We start from the raw sequence: 26,801 nt of genomic DNA on the forward strand, positions 1-26,801 counted from the left end.
CGATGGGGGTGTCCCCGCGGCCTCAGGAGCAAGTGCCGAGTCTTCGAGGCGATGGGGGTGTTCCCGCGTGGGCGTCGAAGACCTCGCGCACCTCGACCGCGGCTTCACAATGTTTCACGTACGCTTGGTGGTGCACGAAAGGAGCTGACCATGACCGTCGGACTCGACGAAACGTACCCGGCGCGGTTGAGCATCGAGTACCCGGACCGTGACCTGGACCGCCTGTCGACGCTGCTACGCCTTCTCTACGTCATCCCGATCGCGATCGTGCTGGGCCTCGTCGGGGGGTCCTCGTTCGGCGCCACGTTCGGTGAGAGCGGCGCCCGGATCGGGGAGGCAGGTGGCGGGTTACTGGTGGCGCCGGTCCTCCTGATGATCCTGTTCCGGCAGAAGTACCCGCGTTGGTGGTTCGACTTCAATCTGCAGCTCACCCGGTTCTGCACCAGGGTGGCCTCCTATCTGGCCCTGATGTCGGACACGTATCCGTCCACCGACGAGGAGCAGTTCGTTCGCTTGGACCTGGATTACCCGAACGTCGAACGGGATCTCAACCGTTGGCTGCCGTTGGTGAAATGGCTGCTCGCCATTCCCCACTACATCGTCCTGTTCTTCCTCGGCATCGCGGCGATCGTCGCCGTGGTCGTCGCCTGGTTCGCCATACTCTTCACCGGCCGTTATCCCCGGGGCATCTTCGACTTCGTGGAAGGCGTCCTACGGTGGGGGCTTCGAGTCGAGGCCTACGCGTTGCTCTTCATCACCGATCGCTACCCGCCCTTCTCACTCGCCTGAAAGGACCGAAGCGCTGCAGGACGAGACGTACGGCGGAGCGTTGCGACCTCACGCGCCGGCACCAAGGATGAGCGACGGCTACCCGAGTGCACACCCTGTGCCACCGGCGCCGCCGCCGGGGACGACGCCGAGGGATGCGAGCACGGCGGTGATGTTGCGCTGCCCGGAAGCCGAGAACCGGTCACGGGAGAGGAGGACGGCAGGGTCCTCGGTGGACCAATCGTGACCGCCGGCCTGAACGCCGGCGTACGCGCCGGAGATCGCCGCCTGCGCCGGGAACCAGAGTGCAGAAACCCAGCGCGCCGCGTCGAACATGGCGTCCTGGGACGCGTTCTCCGATGCCATGACGGTGAGCAACCCCAACATCGCCATGCCGTGGTTGCAGTCTGGAAACGATGTCGGGTTGTCACAGCAAGGGCGATACACGGCGTGGGCGACGGCCTCGAGTCGTGCCTGCTGAGCCGGTGACAGCGTCACGAGGGGGATCGACGCGAACAGCTCGGCCCCGGGGCGCGCCCCGACGGTCCAACCGCCGGTCGACGCGAACCGTCCGACGTCGCCGTTCGAGGACATGGGTCCGGATGTGAGGATGGGGTTGTCGTTCGCGAGTCCGGCCGCCCAGAAGAAGTTCAGCAGGAATCCGGCCGAGGATGCATCGACGACGAACCGGCCGTCGAAGGTCCCGTCGAGAATACGTTGCTCATCCGCGGTCAGGGAACGTCCACCGCTTGTCGCCATGGTGAACCGTTCAGGGTCGATCACTCCTGCGGCGACGAGTCGAGGTCCGAGGTCAGCGAAGGTGACGGGGACGGCGTATGCGACGGGAAGTCCGGTGGCGGTCGTGACGGGGACAGACTGCTCCCATCGAGTCGGCGGCGTCGAGATGGACACCGCCGCGACGATCGCACCGACGACCATCAGCACGGCGTAGTTGGCCAGGCGACCTCGTGTCGGCCGGTCTGGCCGCGATGTGGCGTGTCTGATCGTCTACCGTCCCTGTTCGGCTTGTGCGTGTCCGGTGCGAGTGCGTGCGGGTTTGCAGCCGTGAGTGTAGGCCGGGCGGGGCGGGTGGTTCGACCATCCCACCCCCTCCAATTCCGTTCTCGTGACGGTTGGGCCGGTTTATTCCGGCGAGACGTCACGAGAACGGGGGAAAAGCCCGGAGTGCGCCCATTCAACCGACCGCGCCGGCGTCGGCCATGTTCAGCTCGATGAGACGATTCAGCTCGACGGCGTACTCCATGGGGAGTTCCTTCACGATCGGCTCGATGAACCCTGCGACGATCATCGACGTCGCCTGCTCCTCGCTGAGCCCGCGGCTCATCAGGTAGAAGAGCTGATCCTCACCGACCTTCGAGACGGTCGCCTCGTGACCGATCTGGGCGTCTGCCTCCTCGATCTCCATGTAGGGATACGTATCGGAGCGTGAGTCCTTGTCCAGGATCAACGCGTCGCAGCGCACGAACGACTTGGTCTTGTGCGCTCCGGGTTCCACACGAACCAGGCCACGGTATCCGGCACGACCGCCGCCCTTCGAAATCGACTTCGACGTGATCGTCGACGTCGTGTTCGATGCCGCATGCACCATCTTCGCCCCGGCGTCCAGATGCTGGCCCTCACCGGCGAACGCGATGGAGAGCACCTCACCGTGGGCGCCCTTGCCCATCATCCAGACGGCCGGGTACTTCATGGTCAGGCGGGATCCCAGGTTGCCGTCGACCCATTCCATCGTCGCGTTCTCGTACGCGACGGCACGCTTGGTGACGAGATTGAAGACGTTGCGCGACCAATTCTGGATCGTCGTGTAACGGCAGCGGCCGCCTCGTTTGATGATGATCTCCACGACGGCCGCGTGCAGCGAGTCTTTCGAGTAGACCGGCGCCGAGCACCCTTCGACGTAGTGCACGAAGGCGTCCTCGTCCACGATGATCAGCGTCCGCTCGAACTGCCCCATGCTCTCGGCGTTGATCCGGAAATAGGCCTGCAGCGGCTGGTCGAGGTGTATCCCGGGCGGGATGTAGATGAACGAGCCGCCCGACCAGACCGCAGAGTTGAGGGCGGCAAACTTGTTGTCGTTGGGTGGGATCACCGTTCCGAAGTACTCGCGCACGATGTCCGGGTGCTCCTGGAGGGCCGTGTCCATGTCGGAGAAGAGCACGCCCTGCTTCGCGAGACTCTCCCGGTTGCGGTGATAGACGACTTCGGAGTCGTATTGGGCACTCACCCCGGCGAGATACTTGCGTTCGGCTTCGGGGATGCCGAGCTTCTCGTAGGTTTCCTGGATCGACTCGGGCACCATGTCCCAGTCTTCGACGGTGCCCTCGCTCGGTTTCACGTAGTAGTACATGTCGTCGAAATCGATCTCGTCGAGGAGACCGCCACCACCCCAGTTCGGTATCGGCCTGCGAAGGAAGCGCTTGTAGGCCTTGAGACGGAACTGGAGCATCCACTCCGGCTCCCCCTTCATGGCCGACATGTCACGGATCATGTCCTCGTCGAGGCCCTTGCGGGCCTTGTAGACCGTGGTCTCTTCCGAGTCGTGCCACCCGAGGGAGTATGCGCCGAGGTCGAGATCAACTGTGGACATGCTTCACACCTTTTACACTACGCCGGTAGTGCATAATATCATGGGTCGGAACTCGCAGGTTACTCGGCCTTTTCCTTCCCCTCACAGGGGAAGTGGCCGAGGCGAGGAACGAGCCGGGGACGATGGCGTGGAGCATCCCCCCTCCTTCGGCCACGCCCCCCTCGCAGGGCCCGACACTTCACCCTCCAGACCAAGAAGGGGAGAGCCCCGGCGTGTACCTATCGCTTTCCGACCCCTCGCGACCACACCTCGTTCAGGTGGGCGTAGGCACCCCCCGCCCGCAGCAACTCTTCATGGCTGCCCTCTTCGACGATCCGGCCGTCGTCCATGACGACGATCCGGTCGGCGCGCTTCGCGGTTCGTAACCGGTGGGCGATCACGATCGCCGTGCGGTTCTCCAGAAGATGATCGAGGGCGGCCTCGACGACACCCTCGGTCTCGGGATCCAGGTTGGAGGTCGCCTCGTCGAGCACGATCACCGCCGGGTCCGCGGCGAGTGCCCGGGCGAGCGCGACGAGCTGACGTTCCCCCGACGACAGCCTGCTCCCCCGCTCGCGCACGTCGGTATCGAGGCGTTCGGGCAGGCTCCTCACCCAATCCGCGATCCCGACCGTCTCACAGATCCGCCACAGCTCCTCGTCGTCGATGCCGGGCCTGGCGAACGCGAGATTGTCCCGCAGCGATCCTGCGAACAGGAACCCCTCCTGCGGAACCATGGCGATGCTGCGCCGCAGCTCTTCGTAGTCGAGGTCTCGAAGGTCCACGCCGTCGAGGGTGATGCGGCCCTTCGTCGGGTCGTAGAAGCGGATGGCGAGCTTGGCAATCGTAGATTTGCCCGCGCCGGTCTCACCGACGATCGCCAGTCGCTCTCCGCACCGCAGGTGCAGGTTCACATCATGCAGCACCGGCAGCTCCGGGTCGTATCCGAACGTGACGTCCTCGAACGCGACCTCGCCACACGCCCCATCGGGCAGGTGAACCGGTTCGGATGCTTCGGCCAGGCCGGGTTCGGTGTCCAGGATCCCGAACAGCTTCGAGAGCGCAGCGAGTGCCGCCTGCAGCAGGTTGTACACGTTGGAGAGCTGCACGATCGGATCGAAGAAGTACCCAAGGTAGAGCAAGAACGCGACGAGGGAGCCGAAACTCAGCTGGCCGGTGAGCACCCGGCGACCACCGACCAACAGCACCAGACCGGTCCCGATCGTGGCGATGAAGTCGACGGACGGGAAGTAGGAGGCGATGGCCTTCGCCGCCTGCAGGTTGGCTTCGAAGTACTTCTGGTTCACCCGTCCGAACTCGATGGCCTGACGGCGCTCCTGCGTGTACGCCTGCACCACCCTCACGCCGGAGATCCCTTCCTGCAGCGTTCCCAGGACACGACCGATCTGCTCCCGGATCGCCTCGTACGCCCTGTTCGCGTACTTGCGGAAGATCATCGAGACACCGACGAGGGCCGGCAGCAGCGCGAGCACCGTCCATGCCAGCGTCGTGTCGATCGCGAACATCGCGATCGTCACGCCGGTCACCATGAGCCCGCTCGTGATCACCGAGATCGCCCCCTGATCGACGAACGCGGTCAAGGCTTCAACATCGGACGTCATCCTCGAAACCAGCACACCGACCTTCGACCGGGAGAAGAAAGCGATGTCGAGGCTCATCATGTGGCGAAACAATCGCACCCGCAGGTCGCGCAGATACCGCTCTCCGACCGCGGCCACCTGAAAGACAGAGAAACGCTGCGTGAAGTACTGCGCCACCAACACGACGAGATACACGCCGGTGTCGCGCAGAATGACCCCCACGTCGCCTGCCATGACGCCGCTGTCGATCCCCGAACGCATAATCAGCGGGACCGACAGCCTCGCGACCGTGGCGAGGACCGTGAGCAACAGTGCCCACAGCGCTGCCCGGAGCAGCGGCCGGCCATATCGTCCTGCTCTGGCGAGCAGCCTGAACGGGCGGTCGATCTCGTGCTCCCCGCCGTAGCGTGCATACATCATGGCGTCGCCCCTTTGGGCATCACGCCGGTCTCGGCAAGCACTTCGCGATATCGGGGTGACTCGGCGAGCAGCTGGTCGTGCGTCCCTGAGGCGATGATCTCACCGTCGTCGAGCAGCACCACCCTGTCGGCGAGGGTCAGCGTGGAGGTGCGGTGGGCGATGATGATGGTCGTGCGGCCTGCCATCACCTCCTCGAGTGCTTCCCTGATCTCCATCTCGGTGACGGCGTCGACCGATGAGGTGGCGTCGTCGAGGATCAAGACCCGCGGGTCCCGGAGAATCGCCCGCGCCAGTGCGATCCGCTGGCGTTGACCGCCACTGAGGCTGTAACCGCGCTCTCCGACGACGGTGTCGTAGCCGTCGGGGAGCCGGCAGATGAACTCGTGCGCCTGCGCGAGACGAGCCGCCAGCCTGACCTGCTCGTCCGTCGCGTCGGGGGCACCGAACGAGATGTTCTCGCCGATACTCGCCGAGAACAGAAACGGTTCCTCGAACACCAGCGCCACCTGGCTGCGGAGGTCGTCGATCCGTAGACGGCTGATGTCGACGCCGTCGAGCAGGATCGAGCCGCTGTCGGGGTCATAGAAGCGGGGCACGAGGTAGGCGAAGGTCGTCTTGCCCGATCCGGTCGAGCCGACGACCGCGACCGACGTGCCGGCGGGAATGGTGAGGTCGACGTCGCGAAGCACGGCGGAACCCTCCGGGTAGGCGAACGAGACATGGGAGAAGCGCAGTGAACCCTGCCCGTCCGGCAGCGGCACCGGCTTCTCGGGAGTCTCGATGTCCGGCCCGGTCTTGAGCAGCTCGGTCACCCTCGACGCGGCGGCGGCCGACCGGGGAAGCTCGGCGAAGAACCAACCGGTGATCCGCAGCGGGAACGTCAGCACGGCCATGTACTGGGTGAACGCGACGAAGTCGCCCAGCGTCATCGCCTTCGAGACGACACGGATCCCGCCGATGGCGAGGACCGCCGCCGTCCCCAGGGCAGGGATCATCTCGAACATCGGCACGAACACCGACCGCAGCCGCAGCATCTTCATCGTCCGCCCGAAGATGCGATCCGCGCTCCTGCTCAGGCGGTCGACGACCTGCTCCTCCTGGCCATAGGACTTCACGACCCTCACCCCCGCCACCACCTCTTCGACGACCCTGGAGAGGTCGGCGAGATTCTGCTGCACCTCCCAGGACACTCCCAGAATCCGGGTGGCGTAGCGATTGGCGAGCAGGTACAGCGCCGGTACGGACAGGGAGGCGATGACTCCGAGCACGGGGTCGAGCGCGATGAGGGCAACGACGATGATGATCGTGAGGGCGACGTTCGCGATCGTGATCGGCATCATGGCGAAGATCAGTCGAACCTGCGACAGATCCGACGATGCTCTCGCCATCAGCTCACCCGTCGAGACCTTGTCGTGAAAACTGAACGCGAGGCGCTGGACGTGTTCGAACAGGCGGTTCCGCAAGTCGGTCTCGGCACGGTACGAGAGACTGAACGCGAAGAATCGGCGGCCACCGATCCCGAGTGCCTTGAGGAATCCGACGGCGACGATCAGCCAGAACAGTGGCACGAGCAGATCGGGCCGCTTGCCGTCGATGCCTCGGTCCACGACGAGTTTCGTCAGGTATGGCACGAGCGCCACCATCGACATCCACAGCAGGGCGCTGCCGATCGAGAGCGCCGATGCCTTGCGGTACCGCAACAGCGTCCGGCCGAGGAGGCTCAGCCCGGCCTTCACCGTCGGGTCGCGCAGCGTCGAACTCATTCGTCGTCCCCGCCATCGGCGTCGTCGGCGTCTTCCCCGCCATCTGCGTCGTCCCCACCGTGGTGCCCATCTGCGTATTCGGCGAAGTACCCGTCAGGACCTTCATCTCCGACGGAGTCTCTCTTCGCGTGTTTCGTGGGTCCGGCCGGCTCCAGATCCGGTACCGACCGGCCGAACCGGTGGACAAGCGCCGCCGAGACGGATGCAGACACGATGATGACGTAGGCGATCACGTAGAGCCACACCAGCAATACGGCGAGGGTGAACACCGCGAACGTTGCTCCGGGTGCGCCGCCCCGCCAGTCGATGAACGCCTGGAATGCCAGCGAGAATCCGACGATGCCGCCCGCGGCAAGCGGGGCGGCCAGGGCGATCCCGGGAAGCCGGCGCGGAGGCCCGTACCGGTAGAAGAGCCACAGGAACACGAGGATCCCGATCGCCGCTATCGGGACGCGCAGAGCGCTCCAGACCGCGTGGATCCCACCGATCCCGGTCGTCTCCTCGAGACGATCGGCGATCACCCCGCCGGCGGGGATGAGGACCATCGTGAGGGTGAACACGACCGCTCCGCCGATGGTAAGTGCCATGGCGATGAGGCGGACCTTCCACCACGGACGGTCCTCGTCGAGCTCCTCGATCTGGAGCAGCACCCGGATCAGCGTGATCACGCCTCGCGAAGCGGACCAGCCGGCAACGATGAGGCCGACCGCGATGAAGATCCCCCGCCTCTCGGGAAGCAGCTCGGCGACGCTGCTGAGCACCTGGGCGACCGTCTTCGCCATGTCGGCCGGCAGCAGACCGGTCAGTGCATCTTCGGTGGCCTTGGCGTCCTTGCCGAGCAGCGACGCGACGATCAGCAGGACCGCCGCGACGGGGACGAGCGCGAAGAAGAGGTTGTAGGCGACCGCCGCCGCGAGCACGCCCGGCCCGGCGGCGTTGAACCGCTTCCAGAAGCGGACGACGGGCTGGCGTTCGATGCGGTCGATGATCGGTTTCACCCCGCAAGGTTAGAAGCTCCGTTTCCTGTCAATGCCGGCGTCGAATGGCGACGCCCGCATTGACGAGAAGACACCAACCCCGTTTCCTGTCAATGGCAGCGTCGAATGGCGACGCCCGCATTGACGAGAAAGGTCAGGGTTGGTCGCGCTCCCGCACCCGGAACGAGATCCGGTGCGCCTCGGCGCCGTCGATGGCCACGACGAACGAGTAGCCACCGGAGCGCGAGAAGACCAACCCGTTGATCGTGAGCGCCCGAACGATCCCCACGTCGGCGCCGTCCGGAAGCCCTGGAGGGTGCCCTGCACGAAACGTCTGGGTGATCGTCTTGCCCCCGAACGCGCTGTGGCCGTCCTCGTCGAGCAGATCCACGGACAGGCGGAACTCCTGATCGACCGAGCTCCACGGCACCCTGATGCGCACGCCGATCCCGAGGCTCGGATGTCGTGCAGGAAACTTGGTGGCAAACAGCGTGTCCCAACCGCCGCCCAGAACGTACAGCTTGCCGCCGACCGCCTGGACCGCGTCGGCCAGGATGGCCACCTCGATTTCGGGCTTCGGACCGTACAGTGTCATGCCTCCAGCCTAAACTTCCCGTTCTCGTGACGGTTGAGCCGGTTTATTCCCGCGAAACGTCACGAGAACGAGGGGCCTAGGCTCCACCCGATGAACTGGTACAAAGACGCGATCGTCTATGAAACCCACATCCGATCCTTTCGCGACGCGGACGGGAACGGGTTCGGCGACTTTGCCGGCCTGACCTCCAAACTCGACTACCTCTGCGATCTCGGCATCACGGCCATCTGGCTGCTGCCCTTCTACCCATCCCCGCTGCGAGACGACGGGTACGACGTCTCCGACTTCCGATCGGTCCATCCCCGCTACGGGACCTTGGACGACTTTCGCAGCTTCCTCGACCAGGCCCACCGGCGGGACCTGCGGGTCATCACCGAACTGATCGTCAACCACACCTCGGATCAACACCCCTGGTTCCGGCGTGCCCGTCGCGCAGCACCCGGATCCGCCGAACGGGACTTCTACGTGTGGAGCGACACGCCGGATCGCTACGGCGACGCACGCATCATCTTCACCGACACCGAGACATCGAACTGGACATGGGATCCGGTGGCGGGCGCCTACTACTGGCACCGGTTCTTCTCCCATCAACCCGACCTCAACTACGACAATCCCGCGGTCCGGGCCGAGGTCCTCGAGATCATGGACTTCTGGCTCGACATGGGCGTCGACGGCCTGCGACTCGACGCCGTCCCCTACCTCTACGAGCGGGAAGGGACCAACTGCGAGAACCTTCCCGAGACGCACGCCGAGCTCAAGACCATCCGCGCACATCTGGACGCCCGCTACGAGGACCGCATGCTGCTGGCCGAGGCGAACCAATGGCCCGAAGATGCTGCAGCGTATTTCGGTGACGGCGACGAGCTCCACATGAACTATCACTTCCCCCTGATGCCCCGCCTGTTCCTCGCCCTCGCACGGGGCGAGCGCGCACCGATCGAATGGATCCTCGACCGCACCCCCGCGATCCCGCCATCGGCCCAATGGGGGATCTTCGTGCGCAACCACGACGAGCTCACCCTCGAGATGGTCACCGAAGAGGAACGCGCCGAGATGTACGGCTACTACGCCACGGACCCCAGGGCGAAGCTCAACGTCGGCATTCGCAGGCGCCTCGCCCCCCTGCTCGGCAACGACCCGCGCAAACTACGCCTCATGCTCTCACTGCTGTTCGGTCTGCCCGGCACGCCGTTTCTCTACTACGGCGACGAGATCGGCATGGGCGACAATCTGGACCTTCCCGATCGCGACGGCCTCCGCACACCGATGCAGTGGGACGGCGGTCCCAACGCCGGGTTCTCCGGCGCCGACCCCTCTGCGCTCTACACACCCGTCATCGACGATCCCGAGTACGGCTACGCGGCGGTGAACGTCACCCAGAGCCTCGAGGACCCGTCGTCGCTGCTCAACTGGACGAAGAAGGCCATCGCGGTCCGCCGGCTCCATCCCGCCTTCGGGAGGGGCGACGTCGAATGGCTCCAGCCCACCGATCCGGCACTGCTCGCCTATGTGCTCACCTACGACGACGACGCCGTACTGGTGGTTGCGAACCTGTCCGATCACCCGGCGACGATGCAGCTCCCGCAGCCCGGCACCGACCTGCTCACCGGCGAACCGACCGGCGCCGGCGAGCTCTCTCTCGGCCCGTACGGCTCCCGGTGGCTGTCGATCATTCGACCTCCGGAGGACGACGAAGCCGCTTGATCGCTCCCCTGGCCCGCTTGGCCTCGAGCCTGCGGCGCCGGGCCCCGCCGGATGGCCTGGTCGGTTTGCGCGGCTTCGGTTCGGTCATCGCCTCTCGAAGCAGATCGGCGAGCCTGCGCCTGGCCATCTGCCGGTTCCGCCACTGCGAGCGTGACTCGTCCACCGCGACGGTGACGACCCCGCCGTGGGCTCGGTGTCCGAGGCGAGCCAGCATGCGCTGCTTCATCTGTGCGGCGACGGCGTCCGACGCCCCCAGGTCGAAGCTCAGCTCGGCACGGGTCCGTGACCGGTTGGCGTGCTGGCCACCGGGACCGCCGGTCGTCTCGAAGCGCCAGACCAGCTCATCACCGGGAATCACGAAGTCCTCGGCGACGCGGAGCGGCTCCTCGCTCATCGCCCCTCCAGCGCCCGCCGGTCGATCTTGCCCATCGCCGAGCGCTCCACGGTCTCGACGAGATGCCACACCTTCGGCACCTTGTATCCGGCGAGCCGCTCTCGCGCCCACGTCCGCAAGGCGTCTTCATCGATCCCGTCGGCAACGACCGCCGCGTGCAGCGTGGCGCCCCACTGCGGGTCATCGGCTCCCCACACGGCGGCGTCGGACACGGCCGGATGTGCGAGCAGCACCCGTTCGACCTCGACCGGGTATACGTTCTCTCCCCCGGTCACGACCATGTCGTCGACGCGCCCGAGCACCGTCAGGTTCCCCTCCTCGTCGAGCATGCCGAGGTCACCGGTGCGGTACGGGCCCACGCGTGGCTCGGCACCCTGATATCCGGGCGAGATCATCGGACCGTCGATCACGATCTCGCCCACGGTCCCCCGCCCGAGGCTTCGTCCACTCCGGTCGGTGATGCGCAGATCCACCGACGGCAGCGGACGCACGCCGGCTTCTCCCGGCCGGCCCGTGGCGATCTGTGCCGCCGTCTCGGTGGCGCCGTAGGTGGGCACGGCGGGGATGCCGGCCGCTCGTGCATCGTCGAGCAGCCCCGTCGGGAGCGGGCCGCCTCCCACGAGCACGGTCGAGAGATCCGGGAACGGCCCTTCGGCGTGTTCGAGGATTCGGGTCAGCATGGTCGGTACGAACGACGCGAACCGCACCTGGTGCAGGAGCGCCGCGGCGCGCCGTGACTCGAACGCCGGTTCCAGCACGACGGTCCCGCCGACCTGTGCCGATCGGATGAGGATCGAGAGCCCGCCGACGTGATGGAGGGGAAGTACGCAGAGCCACCCGTCCCCTCGCCGATGGCCCAAGAACGCAGCGGAGGCTTCGGCCGCCGCGACGAGGTTCCGCCGGGTCAGCACCACCCCCTTCGGATGTCCGGTCGTCCCCGACGTGGGAACCACCGCATAGGGATCATCCGGGTCCGCGCCTGCCGGCTCGGCCGGAGCCCCGTCGAGCTCCACGGAACCGTCGAGGAGCAGATCGACACCCAGGCGGTCGCACAGATCGTCGACCTCTGCCCGGGTGAGCCGTGCGCCGATCGGAACGAGGATCCCCCCGGCACGGGGAATGGCAAACATCGTCACCACCGTCTCGACGTCCGACGAGGCGATGACACCCACGAGTCGACCGGAACGAATCCGCGGGGCGAGCCCGCCTGCGGCGCGCCGCACCATCTGCTCGATACGGGCGTAGGAGAACGTCCGATCCGGCGTGACGAGGAACGGCACGTCGGGGTTGTGCTCCGCCTGTTCTGCCGGCCAGTCTTTCACGCTCACTACAGTACCGGGCAAGCAATGGAGGCTCGATGACAAACAGCGTCTCGGAGCTGTTCGATCCGTCCGCGTGGAGGCCGGTCGACGGGTTCACGTTCACCGATATCACCTATCACCGGGCCACCGACCAGGGCACGGTCCGCATCGCGTTCAACCGGCCGGAGGTGCGCAACGCGTTCCGGCCGCACACGGTCGACGAGCTCTTCGCCGCCCTCGACCATGCCCGCATGACCAGCGACGTGGGTGCGGTGCTGCTCACGGGCAACGGACCGTCCCCGAAAGACGGCGGATGGGCGTTCTGCTCGGGCGGCGACCAACGGATCCGCGGCGCGGACGGCTACCGGTATGAAGGTGAAGGCGGGATCGACCCTGCCCGTCTCGGACGGCTGCACATCCTCGAAGTGCAACGGCTCATCCGCTTCATGCCCAAGGTCGTCATCGCCGTCGTGCCCGGATGGGCGGTCGGCGGTGGCCACAGCCTCCACGTGGTCTGCGATCTCACCATCGCGTCGAAGGAGCACGCCATCTTCAAACAGACGGATGCCGACGTCGCCTCGTTCGACGGCGGGTATGGGTCGGCGCTGCTCGCCCGTCAGATCGGGCAGAAGAAGGCACGCGAGGTCTTCTTTCTCGGCCACGACTACTCGGCCGACGAGGCGGTGGCGATCGGAGCGGTCAACGCGTCGGTCCCTCACGCCGAACTCGAGTCCTTCGCTCTCGAATGGGCGGCCGAGATCAACGCGAAGAGCCCCACGTCCATCCGGATGCTCAAGTACGCGTTCAACCTCCCCGACGACGGACTCGTCGGCCAGCAGCTCTTCGCGGGCGAGGCCACCAGGCTGGCCTATGGGACCGAGGAGGCCGAAGAGGGGCGGGATGCCTTCCTCGAGAAACGCAAACCCGATTGGTCCCCCTTCCCCCATCACTTCTGAGATGACGCTGGATCCCACGACGAAGAGCGGTGCCTGGTACCTGGCTTCGCGACCGCACACCCTGCCTGCGGCCCTCGCCCCCGTGGCGGTCGCCGCAGGGCTCGCCATCGGCGACGGTGCCTTCAGATGGGGACCGCTCATCGCAACGGCGATCGGCGCTCTCGCCATCCAGGTGGCCGCGAACTTCACCAACGATCTCTCGGATGCGCGCAAGGGCGCGGACAACGAGGACCGGATCGGCCCGCAACGTGCCGTCGCGTCCGGTCTGCTCACCGAACGTGCGATGGAGCTCGGCACCTGGGTCGCGTTCGCCGTCGCGACGGTCGCAGGGGTGTATCTCTTTGCGATCGCAGGGTGGGTGATCGTGATCGTCGGGGTCGCATCGATCCTCGCGACCCTCGGCTATGTGGGCGGGCCGAAACCCTACGGGTACCGGGGCCTCGGCGAGGTGTTCGTGTTCGTGTTCTTCGGTCTCGTCGCGACCGTCGTGTCGCGTTTCGTGTATGACCGTGCGGCACCACTGGACGCCTGGCTGTTGGCGATCCCGATGGGGTTCCTGGTCACCGCCATCCTGGTGGCGAACAACGTCAGAGACATCGAGACGGACCGTAGCGCCGGCAAACGCACCCTTGCGGTGATCATGGGGCGAGATCGCACGAGGATCCTCTTCGACGTGCTCGTGTGGGGATCGTTCGTCCTGATCGGCGTGTTCGCACTCGCCGGATGGACGCCGGCCTGGACGGCGCTTGCACTGGTCACCGCTCCGCTCGCGATTCCCTTGACGGGCACGATCCATCGCGAGACGTCGGGGCCCGCGTTGATCGGCGTGCTGAAGGGGGTCGCCCGTCTCGACCTGGTGTTCGGCATTCTGGTGGCCATCGGCGCCGCAATCGGCTGACGGGCCTTCACGGCGCGCCCGGGACCGCTCGGCGACGGTGGGCCCGGGACGAACCGGCCGAAACTAAGGCCGAACGGCCCTACTCAAGATCAGCCCACTCCATCAGACTGAATTTGGAAACGTTATATCGCTTGCGTGGAGGCACGTGATGACCCGATTGAGATATCTCGTGGTCGGCGTTCTCGGATTGTTCCTCATTCTGTTGGTCGCAGGGTGCGACAACAAGGCCGCCGAGACGACCACGACGACGAGTCCACCACAGACCACAACCACAGCCACCGCTACCACAGCCCCGCCGACCGTCGAGCCGGCGGTGGAGATACCATTCCTCGCCGACTGGCAGGGATCCGGCCACGCCGATGCGAGCGCCGAGGCGTTCAATCACTGGAACGATGACGACCCGGCGATCATCCCCGCCCGCTGCGCGAAGTGTCACAGCACACCGGGCTTCCAGGACTACGTCGGCGCCGACGGCACCGCATTCGGGACGGTCGATGCCGACGCTGCGATCGGGACGACGGTGGAGTGCGTCGCCTGTCACAACGACGCGACCCTGAAACTCGACCATGTGACGATGCCTTCCGGTGTCGAACTCACCGGCCTCGACGCCGAGGCGCGATGCATGACCTGCCACCAGGGTCGGGCATGGAAGGGCACCGTGGACGAAGCCGTTCAGGGAATCGATGAGGACACGGTCTCCGAAGACCTCGGCTTCATCAACATCCACTACTTCGCAGCGGCAGCGACCAAGTACGGGACCGTGACGAAGGGCGGCTACGAATACGACGGCAAGTCGTACGACGCGGTCTTCGCACATGTGGACGGATACTCGACGTGTATCCAGTGCCACGATCAACACACGCTCGAACTCAAGGTCGACGAGTGCTCGACGTGCCACGCGGGAGTGTCGTCGGTCCAAGACCTCGAGAACATCCGGATGGCCGGCTCGGAAGTCGATTACGACGGCGATGGCGACATCACCGAAGGCATCGCCTCCGAGATCGAAGGTCTGCAAGAGAAGCTGTACGCAGCAATCCAGGCGTACGCCTCGTCCAAGGTCGGCACACCGATCGTCTACGCCGCAGAGTCGTACCCGTACTTCTTCGTCGACACGAACGCGAACGGCGACGCCGACGGGGAGGAAGCCTCCTACGGCAACAAGTATGCGAGCTGGACCCCGCGACTCCTGAAGGCGACCTACAACTATCAGGTCTCCATCAAGGATCCCGGCGGGTATGCCCACGGCGGCAAGTACATCATCGAGCTGCTCGTCGACTCGACCGACGACCTGAACTCGGTGCTGTCATCGCCGATCGCCATGACCGACGTGCACCGCATCGACGCCGGCCACTTCGCAGGATCCGAAGCGGCGTTCCGCCACTGGGACAAAGACGGTGAGATCCCGGCGTCGTGCAGCAAGTGCCACTCGGCGACCGGTCTCCCGCTCTTCTTCAAAGAAGGCGTCACGATCGCGCAGCCGGTTTCCAACGGCCTCTTGTGCTCGACCTGCCACAGCGATCTGTCGACCTTTGATCGATACGAGGTTGCTTCGGTGACCTTCCCGAGTGGGGCAAAGATCGACAGCGGCAGCAACAACATGAACCTGTGCATGACGTGTCACCAAGGCAGGGAGTCGACCGTGTCGGTCGACAAGCTGATCGGCGACACGAAGGCCGATGTGGTGAGCGACTCGCTCCGGTTCCTGAACGTGCACTACTTCGCGGCCGGAGCGACGATCTTCGGAGACCAGGCGAAGGGCGCCTACGAGTACGCGGGCAAGACCTATGTCGGCTACAACGAGGATCACCCGCTGAACCAGTGCACCCAGTGTCACGATCAGCACGCCCTGGAAGTCCGGGTCGACAAGTGCTCGGCCTGTCACGGCACGGTCGCCACCGAGGACGACCTGCACGCCATCCGCATGTCCAGCATCGACTACGACGGTGACGGCGACACGACCGAAGGCATGTGGGACGAGATCCAAACCATGCGGGCCGACCTGCTCGCCGCCATCCAGGCCTACGCGGCCAAGACGGCGGGGGCCGAAGCGATCGTCTACGACCCGAACTCGTACCCGTACTACTTCATCGACACGAACGGCGATGGAGTGGCCGGCGCCGACGAGGCGAACTACGGAAACCGCTACGGCACATGGACACCCCGCTTGCTGCGGGCCGCGTACAACTATCAGTACGCGACGAAGGATCCGGGCGGGTTCGCCCACAACGGCGAGTACATCGTCCAGACCCTGTACGACAGCATCAAGGACGTCGGCGGCGATGTCTCGGGGATGACCCGACCGTAGGGACCGCAACCCAAGCCGGAGGGGCCCGACGTATGTCGGGCCCCTCTCGACAGGGAGCGCTCCCCTCCACGGGACGCCTCTCTCGTTCCATCCTTATGGTTCCGGTCCTGTGTCATCAGCACACCTGATCAGCCTCTCTGATATACGACCATGAATGGGTCTTTTGGCCCTAGCCCAACGGGACGTCGACAAGAGAGTATCCCTTACAGATCCTGAGGATCGGAAGGAGGGACGGAGATATGAAACGATCCCTACTGCTGCTGGTAGTCGTTTTTGCAATGATTCTCGCCGCGTGTGCCGGACCGGCCGGCGACACAGGACCTGCAGGGCCCGCGGGGCCCCAAGGACCTGCCGGGCCGGCCGGACCTGCCGGACCCGCGGCGCCTGCCGCCGCAACCGTCGGAGCCGACTACGTGGGAACACAGACGTGTGCCGGATGCCATCCGGACAACGCCGAGAAGTTCCTCAAGTCGGGACATCCGTACAAACTGAACAAGGTGGTCGACGGACAACCGCCGACGTACCCGTTCACCGAGATCACCCAGGTTCCTGAGGGGTACACCTGGGACGACATCACGTACGTGATCGGTGGGTACAACTGGAAGGCCCGTTTCATCGGACTCGACGGTTTCATCATCACCGGCGACGAAAACGCCAAAACGCAGTACAACCTGCCGAACCCGACCATCGGGCTCGGAGACAATTGGGTCGCGTACCACGCGGGTCAACAGAAGGCGTATGACTGCGGTCCTTGTCATACGACGGGATACCGGCCCGAAGGCCATCAGGATGGACTCGAGGGGATTATCGGAACCTGGGCGGAGCCCGGGATCCAGTGTGAAGAGTGCCACGGCCCTGGAAGCAACCACGTGGCGGATCCGTATGGAGTCGCGATGAAGGTGGACGTGTCGTCCGAGGCATGTACTTCATGTCACCGACGCGGGTCGACCCTGACGATCGACGCCAAAGGAGGATTCATCAAGCACCACGAGCAGGGTGAGGAGCTGTTGCAGACAAAGCACGCGTCCCTCAGCTGTGTCACGTGCCATGATCCGCATACAGGCGTCATCGCGCTACGTAAGGCCGGAGAGGACTTCGCAGCGAACTTCCCGTGTCAAACCTGCCACGAGGAACAGGCCGACTACCAGAAGTCGACCGTCATGTCGGGCTTCGTCAAATGCATCGACTGTCACATGCCACGGATCGTCAAGTCCGCGGTCGGTGATCCCGCTGCATGGACCGGCGACATCCGAACACACCTGTTCGCCATCGACCCCAACCTGACCAACCAGTTCTCCGAGGACGGCTCGGTAGCCAACTCGGCGATCACGCTGGATTGGGCCTGCAAGTCGTGTCACCGTGACGGTGGTACGGCGAGCGTCAAGACGGACGAGGAACTGAAGGCGACGGCCGAGGGATACCACTCGAAACCGTAATACGCCTGAACTACCAGCAGCTCGAGAGGCCCGGGCAAGCCCCGGGCCTCTCGCTTCTTCCACCTCCCCCTCGCTACGCTCACGTGGGAGCGCCACGAGACCTCGGGAGCGTCTGGCGCTCGGCGCGTCCTCCGGCGGGAACGCAACCCTCGATCCGATGACGGGAGACCGGACAGTGGACCACACAGACATCGCCCGAACGCTGCAGGAGAGAAAGCGGGTTCTCGAGACAGAGTTGGCACACCTTGTCGAGCCTCCCGTCGCCGGAACGAACCTGTCCTTCGGAAAGCGAATCGGAGACGGGACCACCGAAGCGGTCGAGCGCATCAACACCACGGCGGCGGCACGTTCTCTCGCGGCCTCCCTCGCCGCCACCGACCGGGCGCTCGCCAAACTCGACGAGGGCACCTACGGCATCTGTGACCTCTGCGGCGACGCGATACCCCGGGAACGACTCGACGCCCGCCCCACGACGGCGACGTGTGTCGACTGCAGCCGACAGGGAACTGCCACCGGTTGACGGCTCGCTGGGCTCGCCGTACTTCGTATCTCGTATTTCGTACTTCGTATCGCTCGGCGCGCTCCTCAGGCCTCATCCTGCTTTCCGGTGACCGGCAGCGGTACGGCTCGCCCCTCGGCGGCGCTCGTGAGAGCGGCGGCGAATATCCGGTGGCCGGCCAGCGCCTCTTCGGGAGTGGCACAACCGAATCGGTCGCCCAACTCGCCTGCCCTCTCGGTGAGAAACGCCGCCCACATCTGGAGCAGGGCATCAGGAAACCCGAACTCGAAGATGGATCCCGTGATGGTGGGGAAGACGGAAGCGTGTCCGGGCTGGATCTCTTCCCACATCTGCCGGCCCGACGGATCGATACGAAAGCGGCGCACGATCTGGGGCGAACGGGTCGAGAAAGACACCCCGCCCTCCATGCCCAGCACTTCGAACGTCCAGGTGTTGGACTGGCCGGGAGCGATTCGCTTGGTCTCGAGATGAAGCGGGAACGAACCCTCCGCAGAGTCGATGGTGCAGACGAGGGAGGCGTTGTCGATGGTGTCACAGGCGACCGGCTCACCGTTCGGTCCAGGCCGGTGGGTAACGATGTCCTGAAGGGTTGCGTACACCGAGGTGGGGAGCCACCCGAGCCGGAGCGGAACATGGACGACGTGCATACCGAGGTCCCCCATGACTCCGATCTCGCCACACGTGGCGACCTTGCGCTTCCAATTGATCGGCTTGTCCCGGTTCATGTCGGATGAGTGGAGCAACGCTGCGCGCGCCTCGATGATCTGGCCGAGACGACCGGAGGCGACCTCGGCCATCGCCATCTGCGCACCCGGGAAGAACGGCAGCTCCGACGAGCAGCGCGAGAAGACGCCCGAGTCTCCTACCGCGGTGACGATGGACTGCGCCGTCGGAAGGTCGATACCGAACGGCTTCTCCCCGAAGAGGTCGATGCCCGCATCGAGGACGTCACGGTAGATGGCGCCGTGAAGGACGTGTGGGACCGCAACGTACACGACGTCGAGGCCGGCCTCGATGAGCCGGGCGTGGTCACCGGTTGTCATCTCCACCGTGTCGATCTGCTCGAACCAGGCTCTCCGCTCGGCGTCGATGTCGCAGACGGCGACGAGGCGGGGAACCACGGGAACGTCCAGGAGTGCCATCCAGCGACCGAACGCCGCGGCGGCCTCGCGGCCCATCAAGCCGCCACCGATGATCCCGACGCGTACCTGTCGAGCCATCATGCGGCGTCGAGATGCTCGACGGCCTCCTCGGGGGTCCAGCCTCGATGAAGTATCCCCATCAGCGCCTGGGTGATGACGGCGGGCTTCGGATGCTGGACGATGTTCCGGCCGTACACGATCCCGGCCGCACCTTGCTCCAGGACGGCGGCCGTCCGCCGGAAGAGCTCGGCGGAATCGACCTTGCCGCCACCACGAACGAGAACCGGGATCGGTGCACATGCCTCGATCACGTCCCCGTAGCGGTCCGCCGGGTCGCTGGGATCCGCCTTCACGACGTCCGCTCCCAGCTCGACGGCCTGACGAGCCAGAGCCTTGATCCGGTCCACGTCGCGGACCCCGGTGTAGGCGCCTCCGTCGGGGCGCATCACCAGCGGCTCGACCATGAGCGGCATCGCCGCCAGGTCGCAGGCGGCGCGCAGTGCCATGACGTTACGAACGCACGCGCGGTGCAGCTCGGGGCGACCGTCGATGTCGAGGAGGTTCACGACCACGCACGCGGCGTCGAGCCGAACGGCCTGGCCCACCGCGTCCTCGATCAGCTCGGAGAACGGGCGGTCCGGCACGTCGGAGCCGTAGACGTTGGCGATGTCGGTCCGCAACACGAGCGCCGGTCGCGGGCGAACGGGCATCGACTGGAGAAGCCTCGCCTGCCCGGGAGAGAGTTGGATGGCGTCGGGTGCGGCTTCGACAAGGCTTGCGATGACGCTCGGCATGTGCGCGATGCCTTGAAGGAAGCCGGGCTCGTTGAAGAAGCCGTGGTCGACGGCCACGTCCAGGCAACGCTCGGAGACCGGATCGAACAGTCGGTGTAGCCGCGGGCCATTCATCTGTCTGGTTCCTCCAGCCCGGCCATGCGCCAGGCTTCGTCGGGATCGTTCAGTCCGGCGAATGTCTCGCTGGCGGTGGCTGCCAGGGCACCGAGGGCGGTGCCCAGCCGGACGGCTTTCGGCGATGGTAGGCCCCGCAGGAGGCCGATGAGGACACCGGCCGTGAAGGCGTCTCCTGCACCGGTACTATCGACCGAGTCGACCTCGATTGCGGCCACATGGCCACGTGTCTCGTCACAGTCGAACCAGCAGCCGTCGACTCCGTCGGTGACGACGGCCACCCGCACCCCTCGCCGTCTCAGCTCGGCGGCGGCGTCCTCGGGAGCGGATTCGCCCGTGATCGCCCGAGCCTCGGCCAGACTGGGGCAGAACAGGTCGGTGTGGGCAAGAGCCGGGTTCACCAGGTCCCAGTCGTTGGCGGCGTTGTAGACGACGTCGAGGCTGGTCTGCATCCCGTTCCGCTTGGCGTGGGCGAAGAGCTCTGCAAGGGGCTCGCCGTCGAGTGCCGGCAGCACCAGCGCACCTCCGACGTGGAGAAACCGCCCTTTCGTCCGCTCACGGATGTGCTCGGCGGTGAGGAATCGGTTGGCTCCGATCTGATGGAAGATGGTGCGCTCACCGGCGTCGTCGACCAGGATGGCCGACGACGAGGTGTTGGCGTCGACCTCCACCCATCGGGTGTCGAGCCTGTCGCCCTCCACCGACCGGCGGAGTACCTCGCCGAAGAGATCCGGGCCGACCGGAGCGATCAGCGTCGTGCCGACCCCCATGCCGGCGAGTGCCCTGGCGGTGCGAAGCGCGCATCCGCCTTCCACCAGTGTCAGGTCGTCGACCAGTTGCAGGAGGCCGAGCGGAAAGGGGTGGCGGACGGTGCGGACAACGACGTCGCACACCGCTATGCCGGCACAGGTCACCTCGACCGAGGTCACGGCATCACCGGCGAATCGCCGGCGGTCGGGCATTCGAGAGACTCCGTACTTCGTACTTTGTATCTCGTACTTTGTACTTCGTATCGCGACCTCGCGTCGATGCAAGACCGTGGGGCGGGCGTGGCCGCTCCCACGGACGACCGATCACCGACGACCGTCAATACCCCTGCGCCGGGGTGTGACACTGCGTGCACTTGATCTGTTTCCACGCGTCTCCGATGTCGACAGGATGCTGGAAGGCAAGACCGGCCACGCTGTTCTCGATGTCGGCGAGGTTGTCCGAGGGGCCCTGGGCGGCGATCGTATGACACGAGTTGCACGAAGAGGAGATCCGTGTCCCGTCATCGCTCTCCAGATCCGAGAAGTGGCACCGGAAACAGCCGTCGTTGACAAAGTGGCTGAGGTTGTCCTCGCGGGCCCGGTAGTCGGTCTTCATCTCCGGGAAGAAGTTGGCGTCGTAGATGCGCACCAGGGTGTCGGCGGCCTTCTCGACCTGGCCCTGATCCACCTTGCCGGGATACTGCTTCGCGTAGTAGGCCAGGAGCCCGGACCGGATCGCCTCGTCTGCCTCCGGTTTCGTGTCATATGGCGCGTTGAGCAAGGTCAGCCCCTGCCAGCGGACGAACGGGAGGTCCTTGGAGATCGTGCCCTTGGTCATCTCGAGGTTGATCGCCGTCGCCGGAGGGAGGAAGTCGTGACTGGGCCGGTTGTGGCAGTCCATGCAGTCCAAGATACGAACTTCGACGTCGGGCGAATCGGGATCGACCACCGCATCGGGACGCTTGAAGACGGTGACCTTCCCCGTCTCGCCGTCCGTGAACCGCACCCAGATCATCTGCTGGCGCTTCTTGTCGGTCGTCACGTATTCGATCTTGTTCTCGCCGAGCATGTGCCAGTGGATGCCCTCCTGCTTGCCGGTTCGGGGGTTCCCCCCACCGACTTTCATGAGCAGACTGATCGTCCACGGCGAGTTCGCCTCGTTGGTCCGGTAGTACGTTTTCGTGACGAGCTTCTCGCCATAGAACTGATCGGGCCAGTGGCATCCCTCACAGGTCTGTTGAGCAGGTCGCAGACTCGTCACCGGTGTCGGCACGGGACGGTCGTACGAGTTGGTCAGCACCGCCACCACCTGGCGGATACCGTCGATCTTGGCGCGCACGAAGAACGATGCGCCGGGGCCGATGTGGCACTCTGCACAGGCGACGCGAGCGTGCGGAGACTGCTGATAGGTGACCCACTGTGGGTTCATCACCGTGTGGCACGCCTCCCCGCAGAACGTTGCGGAGTCGGTGACTTCGTACCCCTTGTAACCACCCCAGGCGACCGTGCCGAGCAACATCGCCGTGAGGATGCCGAACAGCGCAAGGGAGCGCATGTACCGGGGGTTCGACGGCTCGAACCGAAGGTTGAACCGGACGTGTTCTCCGCGCCGGCGAGCCCTGACGACCTGGATGCGGATGGCGAGCAGGAAGAGGATGAGGCCGAGCAGAACCACCGAGGGAAAACCGATGAATGTGACGAGTCCTCGATACGGGTTGCCGGCGGGTGAACTCAGGTCGACGAATGCGAGGATGGCGAACCCGAGTATCCCGGCGACGACGAGCGCGCCGCCCACCGCAGCCAAAGGATGGCGGTAGAGGCTCCTGCCCTCGACCGCCTCGGCCTTGGTCTCGCTCTCCCTGTCACTCACGCTCGATCCCTCCTCAACCGATCTCTGATCCACGCTAGTCGATCGGCCCTCACCGGCCTCACGACCGACCGTCTCTTCTTGTCGAACCTGTTCCTCGAATCAGCCTTGCGGCGCGCCGGCGCCGATCCATGCCTTCACCAACGCCAGGTCCTCGTCCGTGAACTTGCCGAAATGCGACCCGTCCCCCACTTTGACGATCACATGGCTCGCATCCGCATCACCGGCCACGAACCCGGGCTCACCACTATCACCCCCGGCCAGCAACCCCGCATACGACGTAACGTCCAGACCGGAGGCCGGCGCACTGCCACCGTGACATGACCCGCACGCCGCCTCGAACACCGCCGCCACACCGGAGTTCCATGTCACGCCGGCAGAAGCCGCCGTGGTCGAGGGCGTCGCAGCCGACGTGGTCGCCGACGCGGCCGCGGTCGTCGTCGGAGCCGCGGTCGTCGGTGGAAGGGTCGTCGTGGGAGGCGTGGTCGACGGTGGAAGGGTCGTCGTCGGCAGCGGCGTGTAGATGGGTCCGGCGAGCGGCGAAGGCGCGACGGTCGTGATCGCCGTCTGCTCGAACGTCACGAACTCGTAGACCCCCATCAGCATCACGGCGGCCAGGACGGTGAAGGCCGGCCAGTACCTGAGCGCTCGGTTGCGTCGCTCCTCGGGATCGGTCTCGATCCGATCCGTTTCCGCGTCGATCGTGGCCAGTTCGAGCGGGTGGAGCTCTTTCATCTGGGCACGCGACAGGTACCCGGTGAAGATCGAAGGGTTGAAGTGCCGCCAATGGACGTCGTAGGAGTGCCAGACGATGATGGCCAGCACGGCGAGGACCGCCTCCCAACCGTGGGCCGCCTTGGCCGCCGGCACGAAGACCCCCGGGAGGAACCGGGTGGTGGCGATCGGATTCCAGAGCATGAAGCCGGTCACCGCCATCAGTACGGTGCCCCACACCAGCGACCAGTACTCCATCTTCTCGCCGACCGTATACCGGCCCTCGGGAGGCGGGCCCGACGCCAAACCGAGGTTGAACCTGATCCAGCCCCACGCGGCCGACAGGTCCGCCTTCCCCGGGATCAGCGAATGGGGTCTGCGGAGCACGAAGCGCTTGTAGCCCAGCACACCGAGGTGGTACACGAGCGAGAGCAGCAGAATGGTTGCGAGAATGTGGTGGATTCTGCGGGTGTAGTCGATCCCTCCGAAGAGCCCGATGATCCAGTCCGAGAACCAGCGGTCGGCGTATTTCTGCACCAGTCCGGTGATCGCCAGACCGGTGAACGTGATGACCTGGACGGCGTGCTCGATCCGGTCCGACACCGTGAACCTCAGGATCTTCTCGTCGGGACGCGTCGTCTCAGTCATGTCGTCGCCTCCTGAGGCGAGCGGCGAGCCTTCTCCGCACGTCGAGTCCCACGGCGAGGAGCATCGCGCCGATCACGAGCGGGATGAGGATCTTGTAGAACATGTTCACCCAGTACACGAGCGGGGCCTCGGTGGTGCTCGGCGCATAGTGACTCAGCCATGCGTCGGGGAAGTTCGCCGTGGCATCCGGGTGGCACCGCCGGCACGTGCCGAGCAGATTCTTCTTGTACACGGAGCTGTCCGTGTCGCTGGGCGCCTTGATGTCATGAACACCGTGACAATCGACGCACACGGGCTTGTTCGTGTCCTGACCGGGAGCCAGCTTCTCGAAGAGAACGACCGTCGTGCCGTGAAAGTCCGACAGGTACGAACTGAACACGTTCGTGGAGATGCCGTACTTGTCCATCAGGGCCTTGTTGGCGTGACAGTCCGCGCAGATCTGCGGCGAGAACAGCCGGAACGGCGAATCGTCATGCGGACCCTTCACGTCATGGACGCCGTGACAGTCCGTGCAGGTCGGGACGTCCGGGTTGCCGGTCGTGAGCGCCTCCCCGTGCACGCTGTCCTCGTAGGCGTTGTAGATCTCCGAATGACATTTCCTGCACATCAGCGGAATGTTGGTTCGAGGCTCGCCGGGCGGTTGGACGTTGTGGGAACCGTGGCAGTCGGTGCAGACGGCCGCCTCCGTGACGCCGGCCTGGCGTGCGAGCTCGTGGTCGCTGTCGCGAGTCCCCGTGTACTCGGAGTAGTGGCACGTCGCACAGGACGTATACATCTGTAGCGTGAAGCCGCGGCGGCTCTCGGCGGTGATCGGAGCGTGCGGATACGTGGAGATGTCCGTGTGACAGAGAACGCACGCCACATCGAGCTTGCCGTGAACCGAATCGGCGTACTCGTGACCGTCGACGGCAATGTCGAGCGTCTCCCCCGAGGGCAGTGGTATTCCCAGCGAGCTTCCCTCGTGACAGGAGAGACAGTAGGAGTTGTCCCACCGAGGGTCGGTCTGCGCGGCTGCCCGAGATTGCCCACCGAGCAGGATCGCCGTACCGATGATCAGTGCACCGAGTACAACGATCCTTCTACATCTTTGCATGCGCGAACTGTCTCTTTTCCGAGTTGCGCCCCCACTCTAAGTACGGGTCCTCCATCCCCTCGGGACCTTTGGACCTTTGCCGACCGCAAAAGACCCTTACTGGATCTCAGAGCCCGGCGAGGATCTCTCGCAAAGAGGGGCCCTTGACGATCTCGATCCCGTAGGTGACGCGCGTTCCCGGCATGTCGAGGTCCAGCAGCGGAAGCAGATTGACCGGTGTGGCGACAACCACGACTTCGGGGTTCGCCCGCCTGATCGTTTCGGCGAGTTCGGCCCGCTGCTCTTCTCCGTAGCCCATCGCCGGGAGGAGCCGGCCGATGTGGGAGAACTTCGCAAACGTGTCGGCGATCGAACCGACGGCGAAGGGACGAGGGTCGATCAACTCGGCCGCCCCGAACTGCCTGGAGGCGATGACACCGGCACCGTACGCCATACCGCCGTGGGTCAGCGTCGGTCCATCCTCGACGACAAGCACACGCCTGCCGGCGATGAGGTCCGGGTCGGCGACGGTGATCGGCGAGTGGGCCTCGAGCACGACCGCGCTCGGGTTCGCCTCCCTCACGTCGGCGAGCACCGCGGCCACGTTCTTCTCCTCCGCAGTGCCGACCTTGTTGATCATCACCACATCGGCGCGCCGCAGGTTGGCCTCGCCCGGCCAGTATCTCAGTTCATGCCCCGGGCGGTGCGGGTCGACGACACAGATGTGCAGGTCGGGCCGGTAGAAGGGAAGATCGTTGTTCCCGCCGTCCCAGAGGATGACATCGGCTTCCTGCTCGGCGAGACGCAAGATCGCCTCGTAATCGACACCGGCGAAGATGACGCCGCCCTGCTCGATGTACGGTTCGTACTCCTCGCGCTCTTCGATCGAGCAATCCGCGTCGATGAGGTCCTGATTGCTCGCGAACCGCTGAACCGCCTGTCTGACGAGATCTCCATAGGGCATGGGGTGGCGAATCGCCGCGACGCGTCTCCCCGCGGCGTTGAGCGTATGCCAGACGGCACGGCTGGTCGGAGATTTCCCCGCGCCCGTTCTGGCGGCCGTGACGGCGACGACGGGCAGGTCCGAAGGGATCATCGTCTGCGCACCGGGAAGCTCGTAGGAGGCGCCTGCCGCCACGGCACGCGCAGCGAGGTGCATCACGTGCTCGTGGGTGACGTCCGAATAGGCGAAGACGACCCGATCGACGTTGTAGACGGCGATCAGACGTTCCATGTCCTCCTCGGGGAGGATCGGGATCCCGTACGGATACAACTCGCCCGCCAGCGATGCGGGATACCTCCTGCCGTCGATGTTCGGAATCTGTGTGGCGGTGAACGCCACGACGTCATAGTGAGGATCGTCCCGGTACAGAACGTTGAAGTTGTGAAAGTCCCGTCCGGCAGCCCCCAGAATCAGTATCCGTTCGCTCATTGCGACCTCCGTAACAACAGTCCCACTATTGTCGCCGGATCGAG

General features: G+C 65.3%; 21 protein-coding genes. 6 read left to right on the forward strand and 15 right to left on the reverse strand.

What is annotated here, in order from left to right; translation table 11 throughout:
- Positions 1 to 150 precede the first annotated feature (150 nt).
- Positions 151 to 789 carry a DUF4389 domain-containing protein gene (locus tag GXP34_14140; protein NOY57106.1) on the forward strand — a complete coding sequence of 213 codons (639 nt, stop codon included), beginning with the start codon at positions 151 to 153 and terminating at the stop codon, positions 787 to 789.
- A gap of 78 nt (positions 790 to 867) precedes the next feature.
- On the opposite strand, the gene GXP34_14145 is transcribed toward GXP34_14140, so the two are convergent.
- The 6 genes from GXP34_14145 to GXP34_14170 all read right to left on the reverse strand — a co-directional run bounded on the left by GXP34_14145 (position 868) and on the right by GXP34_14170 (position 8,711).
- Positions 868 to 1,707, reverse strand: coding sequence for a hypothetical protein (locus tag GXP34_14145; GenBank protein ID NOY57107.1), 840 nt, complete (start codon positions 1,705 to 1,707; stop codon positions 868 to 870).
- Between the two features lie 256 nt (positions 1,708 to 1,963).
- Positions 1,964 to 3,376, reverse strand: a complete 1,413-nt coding sequence (sufB, locus tag GXP34_14150) for a Fe-S cluster assembly protein SufB (protein NOY57108.1) — start codon at positions 3,374 to 3,376, stop codon at positions 1,964 to 1,966.
- A gap of 218 nt (positions 3,377 to 3,594) precedes the next feature.
- Positions 3,595 to 5,376: an ABC transporter ATP-binding protein gene (locus GXP34_14155; protein NOY57109.1), complete on the reverse strand. Its 1,782-nt coding sequence runs from the start codon at positions 5,374 to 5,376 to the stop codon at positions 3,595 to 3,597.
- Complete coding sequence (locus GXP34_14160; GenBank protein NOY57110.1) at positions 5,373 to 7,139, reverse strand: ABC transporter ATP-binding protein; 1,767 nt, start codon at positions 7,137 to 7,139, stop codon at positions 5,373 to 5,375. The genes GXP34_14155 and GXP34_14160 overlap by 4 nt, the downstream gene beginning before the upstream one ends.
- The gene (locus GXP34_14165) at positions 7,136 to 8,137 is read right to left on the reverse strand and encodes a YihY/virulence factor BrkB family protein (GenBank protein NOY57111.1); all 1,002 of its coding nucleotides are present in this window, start codon (positions 8,135 to 8,137) and stop codon (positions 7,136 to 7,138) included. Before GXP34_14165 ends, GXP34_14160 begins: the two co-directional genes overlap by 4 nt.
- 133 nt (positions 8,138 to 8,270) lie before the next feature.
- A complete protein-coding gene (locus GXP34_14170) occupies positions 8,271 to 8,711 on the reverse strand; it encodes a hypothetical protein (GenBank protein NOY57112.1) in 441 nt (146 codons plus the stop codon).
- Positions 8,712 to 8,801: 90 nt separating this feature from the next.
- Between GXP34_14170 and treS the strand changes: the two genes are divergently transcribed.
- Entirely contained in the window at positions 8,802 to 10,415 is a 1,614-nt protein-coding gene (gene treS / locus GXP34_14175; GenBank protein NOY57113.1) for a maltose alpha-D-glucosyltransferase, read from the forward strand.
- On the opposite strand, the gene arfB is transcribed toward treS, so the two are convergent.
- Positions 10,381 to 10,809 (reverse strand): aminoacyl-tRNA hydrolase, encoded by a 429-nt coding sequence (gene arfB / locus GXP34_14180; GenBank protein NOY57114.1) that lies wholly within the window; start codon positions 10,807 to 10,809, stop codon positions 10,381 to 10,383. The two genes, treS and arfB, sit on opposite strands and share 35 nt — an antisense overlap.
- Positions 10,806 to 12,131: a 2-succinylbenzoate--CoA ligase gene (locus GXP34_14185; GenBank protein NOY57115.1), complete on the reverse strand. Its 1,326-nt coding sequence runs from the start codon at positions 12,129 to 12,131 to the stop codon at positions 10,806 to 10,808. The genes arfB and GXP34_14185 overlap by 4 nt, the downstream gene beginning before the upstream one ends.
- Before the next feature lie 35 nt (positions 12,132 to 12,166).
- On the opposite strand from GXP34_14185, the gene GXP34_14190 reads away from it, so the two are divergent.
- The 4 genes from GXP34_14190 (at position 12,167) to GXP34_14205 (ending at position 18,225) form a co-directional block, all read left to right on the forward strand.
- Positions 12,167 to 13,066, forward strand: coding sequence for a 1,4-dihydroxy-2-naphthoyl-CoA synthase (locus GXP34_14190; GenBank protein ID NOY57116.1), 900 nt, complete (start codon positions 12,167 to 12,169; stop codon positions 13,064 to 13,066).
- A 1-nt stretch (position 13,067) separates the two neighbouring features.
- Positions 13,068 to 13,964 carry a 1,4-dihydroxy-2-naphthoate polyprenyltransferase gene (locus GXP34_14195; GenBank protein ID NOY57117.1) on the forward strand — a complete coding sequence of 299 codons (897 nt, stop codon included), beginning with the start codon at positions 13,068 to 13,070 and terminating at the stop codon, positions 13,962 to 13,964.
- Between the two features lie 148 nt (positions 13,965 to 14,112).
- Positions 14,113 to 16,269 carry a cytochrome c3 family protein gene (locus GXP34_14200; protein ID NOY57118.1) on the forward strand — a complete coding sequence of 719 codons (2,157 nt, stop codon included), beginning with the start codon at positions 14,113 to 14,115 and terminating at the stop codon, positions 16,267 to 16,269.
- 1,593 nt (positions 16,270 to 17,862) lie between these two features.
- On the forward strand, positions 17,863 to 18,225 hold the full coding sequence (locus tag GXP34_14205; protein NOY57119.1) for a hypothetical protein: 363 nt from the start codon (positions 17,863 to 17,865) through the stop codon (positions 18,223 to 18,225).
- A 65-nt stretch (positions 18,226 to 18,290) separates the two neighbouring features.
- Here GXP34_14205 and GXP34_14210 read toward each other — a convergent pair whose 3' ends face one another.
- The 7 genes from GXP34_14210 to GXP34_14240 all read right to left on the reverse strand — a co-directional run bounded on the left by GXP34_14210 (position 18,291) and on the right by GXP34_14240 (position 26,757).
- A complete protein-coding gene (locus GXP34_14210) occupies positions 18,291 to 19,445 on the reverse strand; it encodes a Gfo/Idh/MocA family oxidoreductase (protein NOY57120.1) in 1,155 nt (384 codons plus the stop codon).
- Positions 19,445 to 20,275: an aldolase gene (locus GXP34_14215; GenBank protein NOY57121.1), complete on the reverse strand. Its 831-nt coding sequence runs from the start codon at positions 20,273 to 20,275 to the stop codon at positions 19,445 to 19,447. Before GXP34_14215 ends, GXP34_14210 begins: the two co-directional genes overlap by 1 nt.
- Positions 20,272 to 21,237, reverse strand: a complete 966-nt coding sequence (locus GXP34_14220) for a hypothetical protein (protein ID NOY57122.1) — start codon at positions 21,235 to 21,237, stop codon at positions 20,272 to 20,274. Before GXP34_14220 ends, GXP34_14215 begins: the two co-directional genes overlap by 4 nt.
- A gap of 124 nt (positions 21,238 to 21,361) precedes the next feature.
- Entirely contained in the window at positions 21,362 to 22,894 is a 1,533-nt protein-coding gene (locus GXP34_14225) for a cytochrome C (protein NOY57123.1), read from the reverse strand.
- 99 nt (positions 22,895 to 22,993) lie between these two features.
- Positions 22,994 to 24,253, reverse strand: a complete 1,260-nt coding sequence (locus tag GXP34_14230) for a hypothetical protein (GenBank protein ID NOY57124.1) — start codon at positions 24,251 to 24,253, stop codon at positions 22,994 to 22,996.
- Positions 24,246 to 25,346: a cytochrome C gene (locus GXP34_14235; protein ID NOY57125.1), complete on the reverse strand. Its 1,101-nt coding sequence runs from the start codon at positions 25,344 to 25,346 to the stop codon at positions 24,246 to 24,248. The genes GXP34_14230 and GXP34_14235 overlap by 8 nt, the downstream gene beginning before the upstream one ends.
- A gap of 106 nt (positions 25,347 to 25,452) precedes the next feature.
- A complete protein-coding gene (locus GXP34_14240) occupies positions 25,453 to 26,757 on the reverse strand; it encodes a GTPase (GenBank protein ID NOY57126.1) in 1,305 nt (434 codons plus the stop codon).
- Between the last annotated feature and the right edge of the window lie 44 nt (positions 26,758 to 26,801).

The organism is Actinomycetota bacterium (assembly GCA_013152275.1).
In the GTDB taxonomy this organism is placed as follows: domain Bacteria; phylum Actinomycetota; class Acidimicrobiia; order Spongiisociales; family UBA4744; genus BMS3Bbin01.

Bases quoted from the DNA above. Each gene is read 5' to 3' on its own strand.
- GXP34_14140 (NOY57106.1), top strand. From the start codon at position 151: ATGACCGTCGGACTCGACGAAACGTACCCGGCGCGGTTGAGCATCGAG.
- GXP34_14145 (NOY57107.1), bottom strand. From the start codon at position 1,707: ATGGTCGTCGGTGCGATCGTCGCGGCGGTGTCCATCTCGACGCCGCCG.
- sufB (NOY57108.1), bottom strand. From the start codon at position 3,376: ATGTCCACAGTTGATCTCGACCTCGGCGCATACTCCCTCGGGTGGCAC.
- GXP34_14155 (NOY57109.1), bottom strand. From the start codon at position 5,376: ATGATGTATGCACGCTACGGCGGGGAGCACGAGATCGACCGCCCGTTC.
- GXP34_14160 (NOY57110.1), bottom strand. From the start codon at position 7,139: ATGAGTTCGACGCTGCGCGACCCGACGGTGAAGGCCGGGCTGAGCCTC.
- GXP34_14170 (NOY57112.1), bottom strand. From the start codon at position 8,711: ATGACACTGTACGGTCCGAAGCCCGAAATCGAGGTGGCCATCCTGGCC.
- treS (NOY57113.1), top strand. From the start codon at position 8,802: ATGAACTGGTACAAAGACGCGATCGTCTATGAAACCCACATCCGATCC.
- arfB (NOY57114.1), bottom strand. From the start codon at position 10,809: ATGAGCGAGGAGCCGCTCCGCGTCGCCGAGGACTTCGTGATTCCCGGT.
- GXP34_14190 (NOY57116.1), top strand. From the start codon at position 12,167: ATGACAAACAGCGTCTCGGAGCTGTTCGATCCGTCCGCGTGGAGGCCG.
- GXP34_14195 (NOY57117.1), top strand. From the start codon at position 13,068: ATGACGCTGGATCCCACGACGAAGAGCGGTGCCTGGTACCTGGCTTCG.
- GXP34_14200 (NOY57118.1), top strand. From the start codon at position 14,113: ATGACCCGATTGAGATATCTCGTGGTCGGCGTTCTCGGATTGTTCCTC.
- GXP34_14205 (NOY57119.1), top strand. From the start codon at position 17,863: ATGACGGGAGACCGGACAGTGGACCACACAGACATCGCCCGAACGCTG.
- GXP34_14210 (NOY57120.1), bottom strand. From the start codon at position 19,445: ATGGCTCGACAGGTACGCGTCGGGATCATCGGTGGCGGCTTGATGGGC.
- GXP34_14215 (NOY57121.1), bottom strand. From the start codon at position 20,275: ATGAATGGCCCGCGGCTACACCGACTGTTCGATCCGGTCTCCGAGCGT.
- GXP34_14220 (NOY57122.1), bottom strand. From the start codon at position 21,237: ATGCCCGACCGCCGGCGATTCGCCGGTGATGCCGTGACCTCGGTCGAG.
- GXP34_14230 (NOY57124.1), bottom strand. From the start codon at position 24,253: ATGACTGAGACGACGCGTCCCGACGAGAAGATCCTGAGGTTCACGGTG.
- GXP34_14235 (NOY57125.1), bottom strand. From the start codon at position 25,346: ATGCAAAGATGTAGAAGGATCGTTGTACTCGGTGCACTGATCATCGGT.
- GXP34_14240 (NOY57126.1), bottom strand. From the start codon at position 26,757: ATGAGCGAACGGATACTGATTCTGGGGGCTGCCGGACGGGACTTTCAC.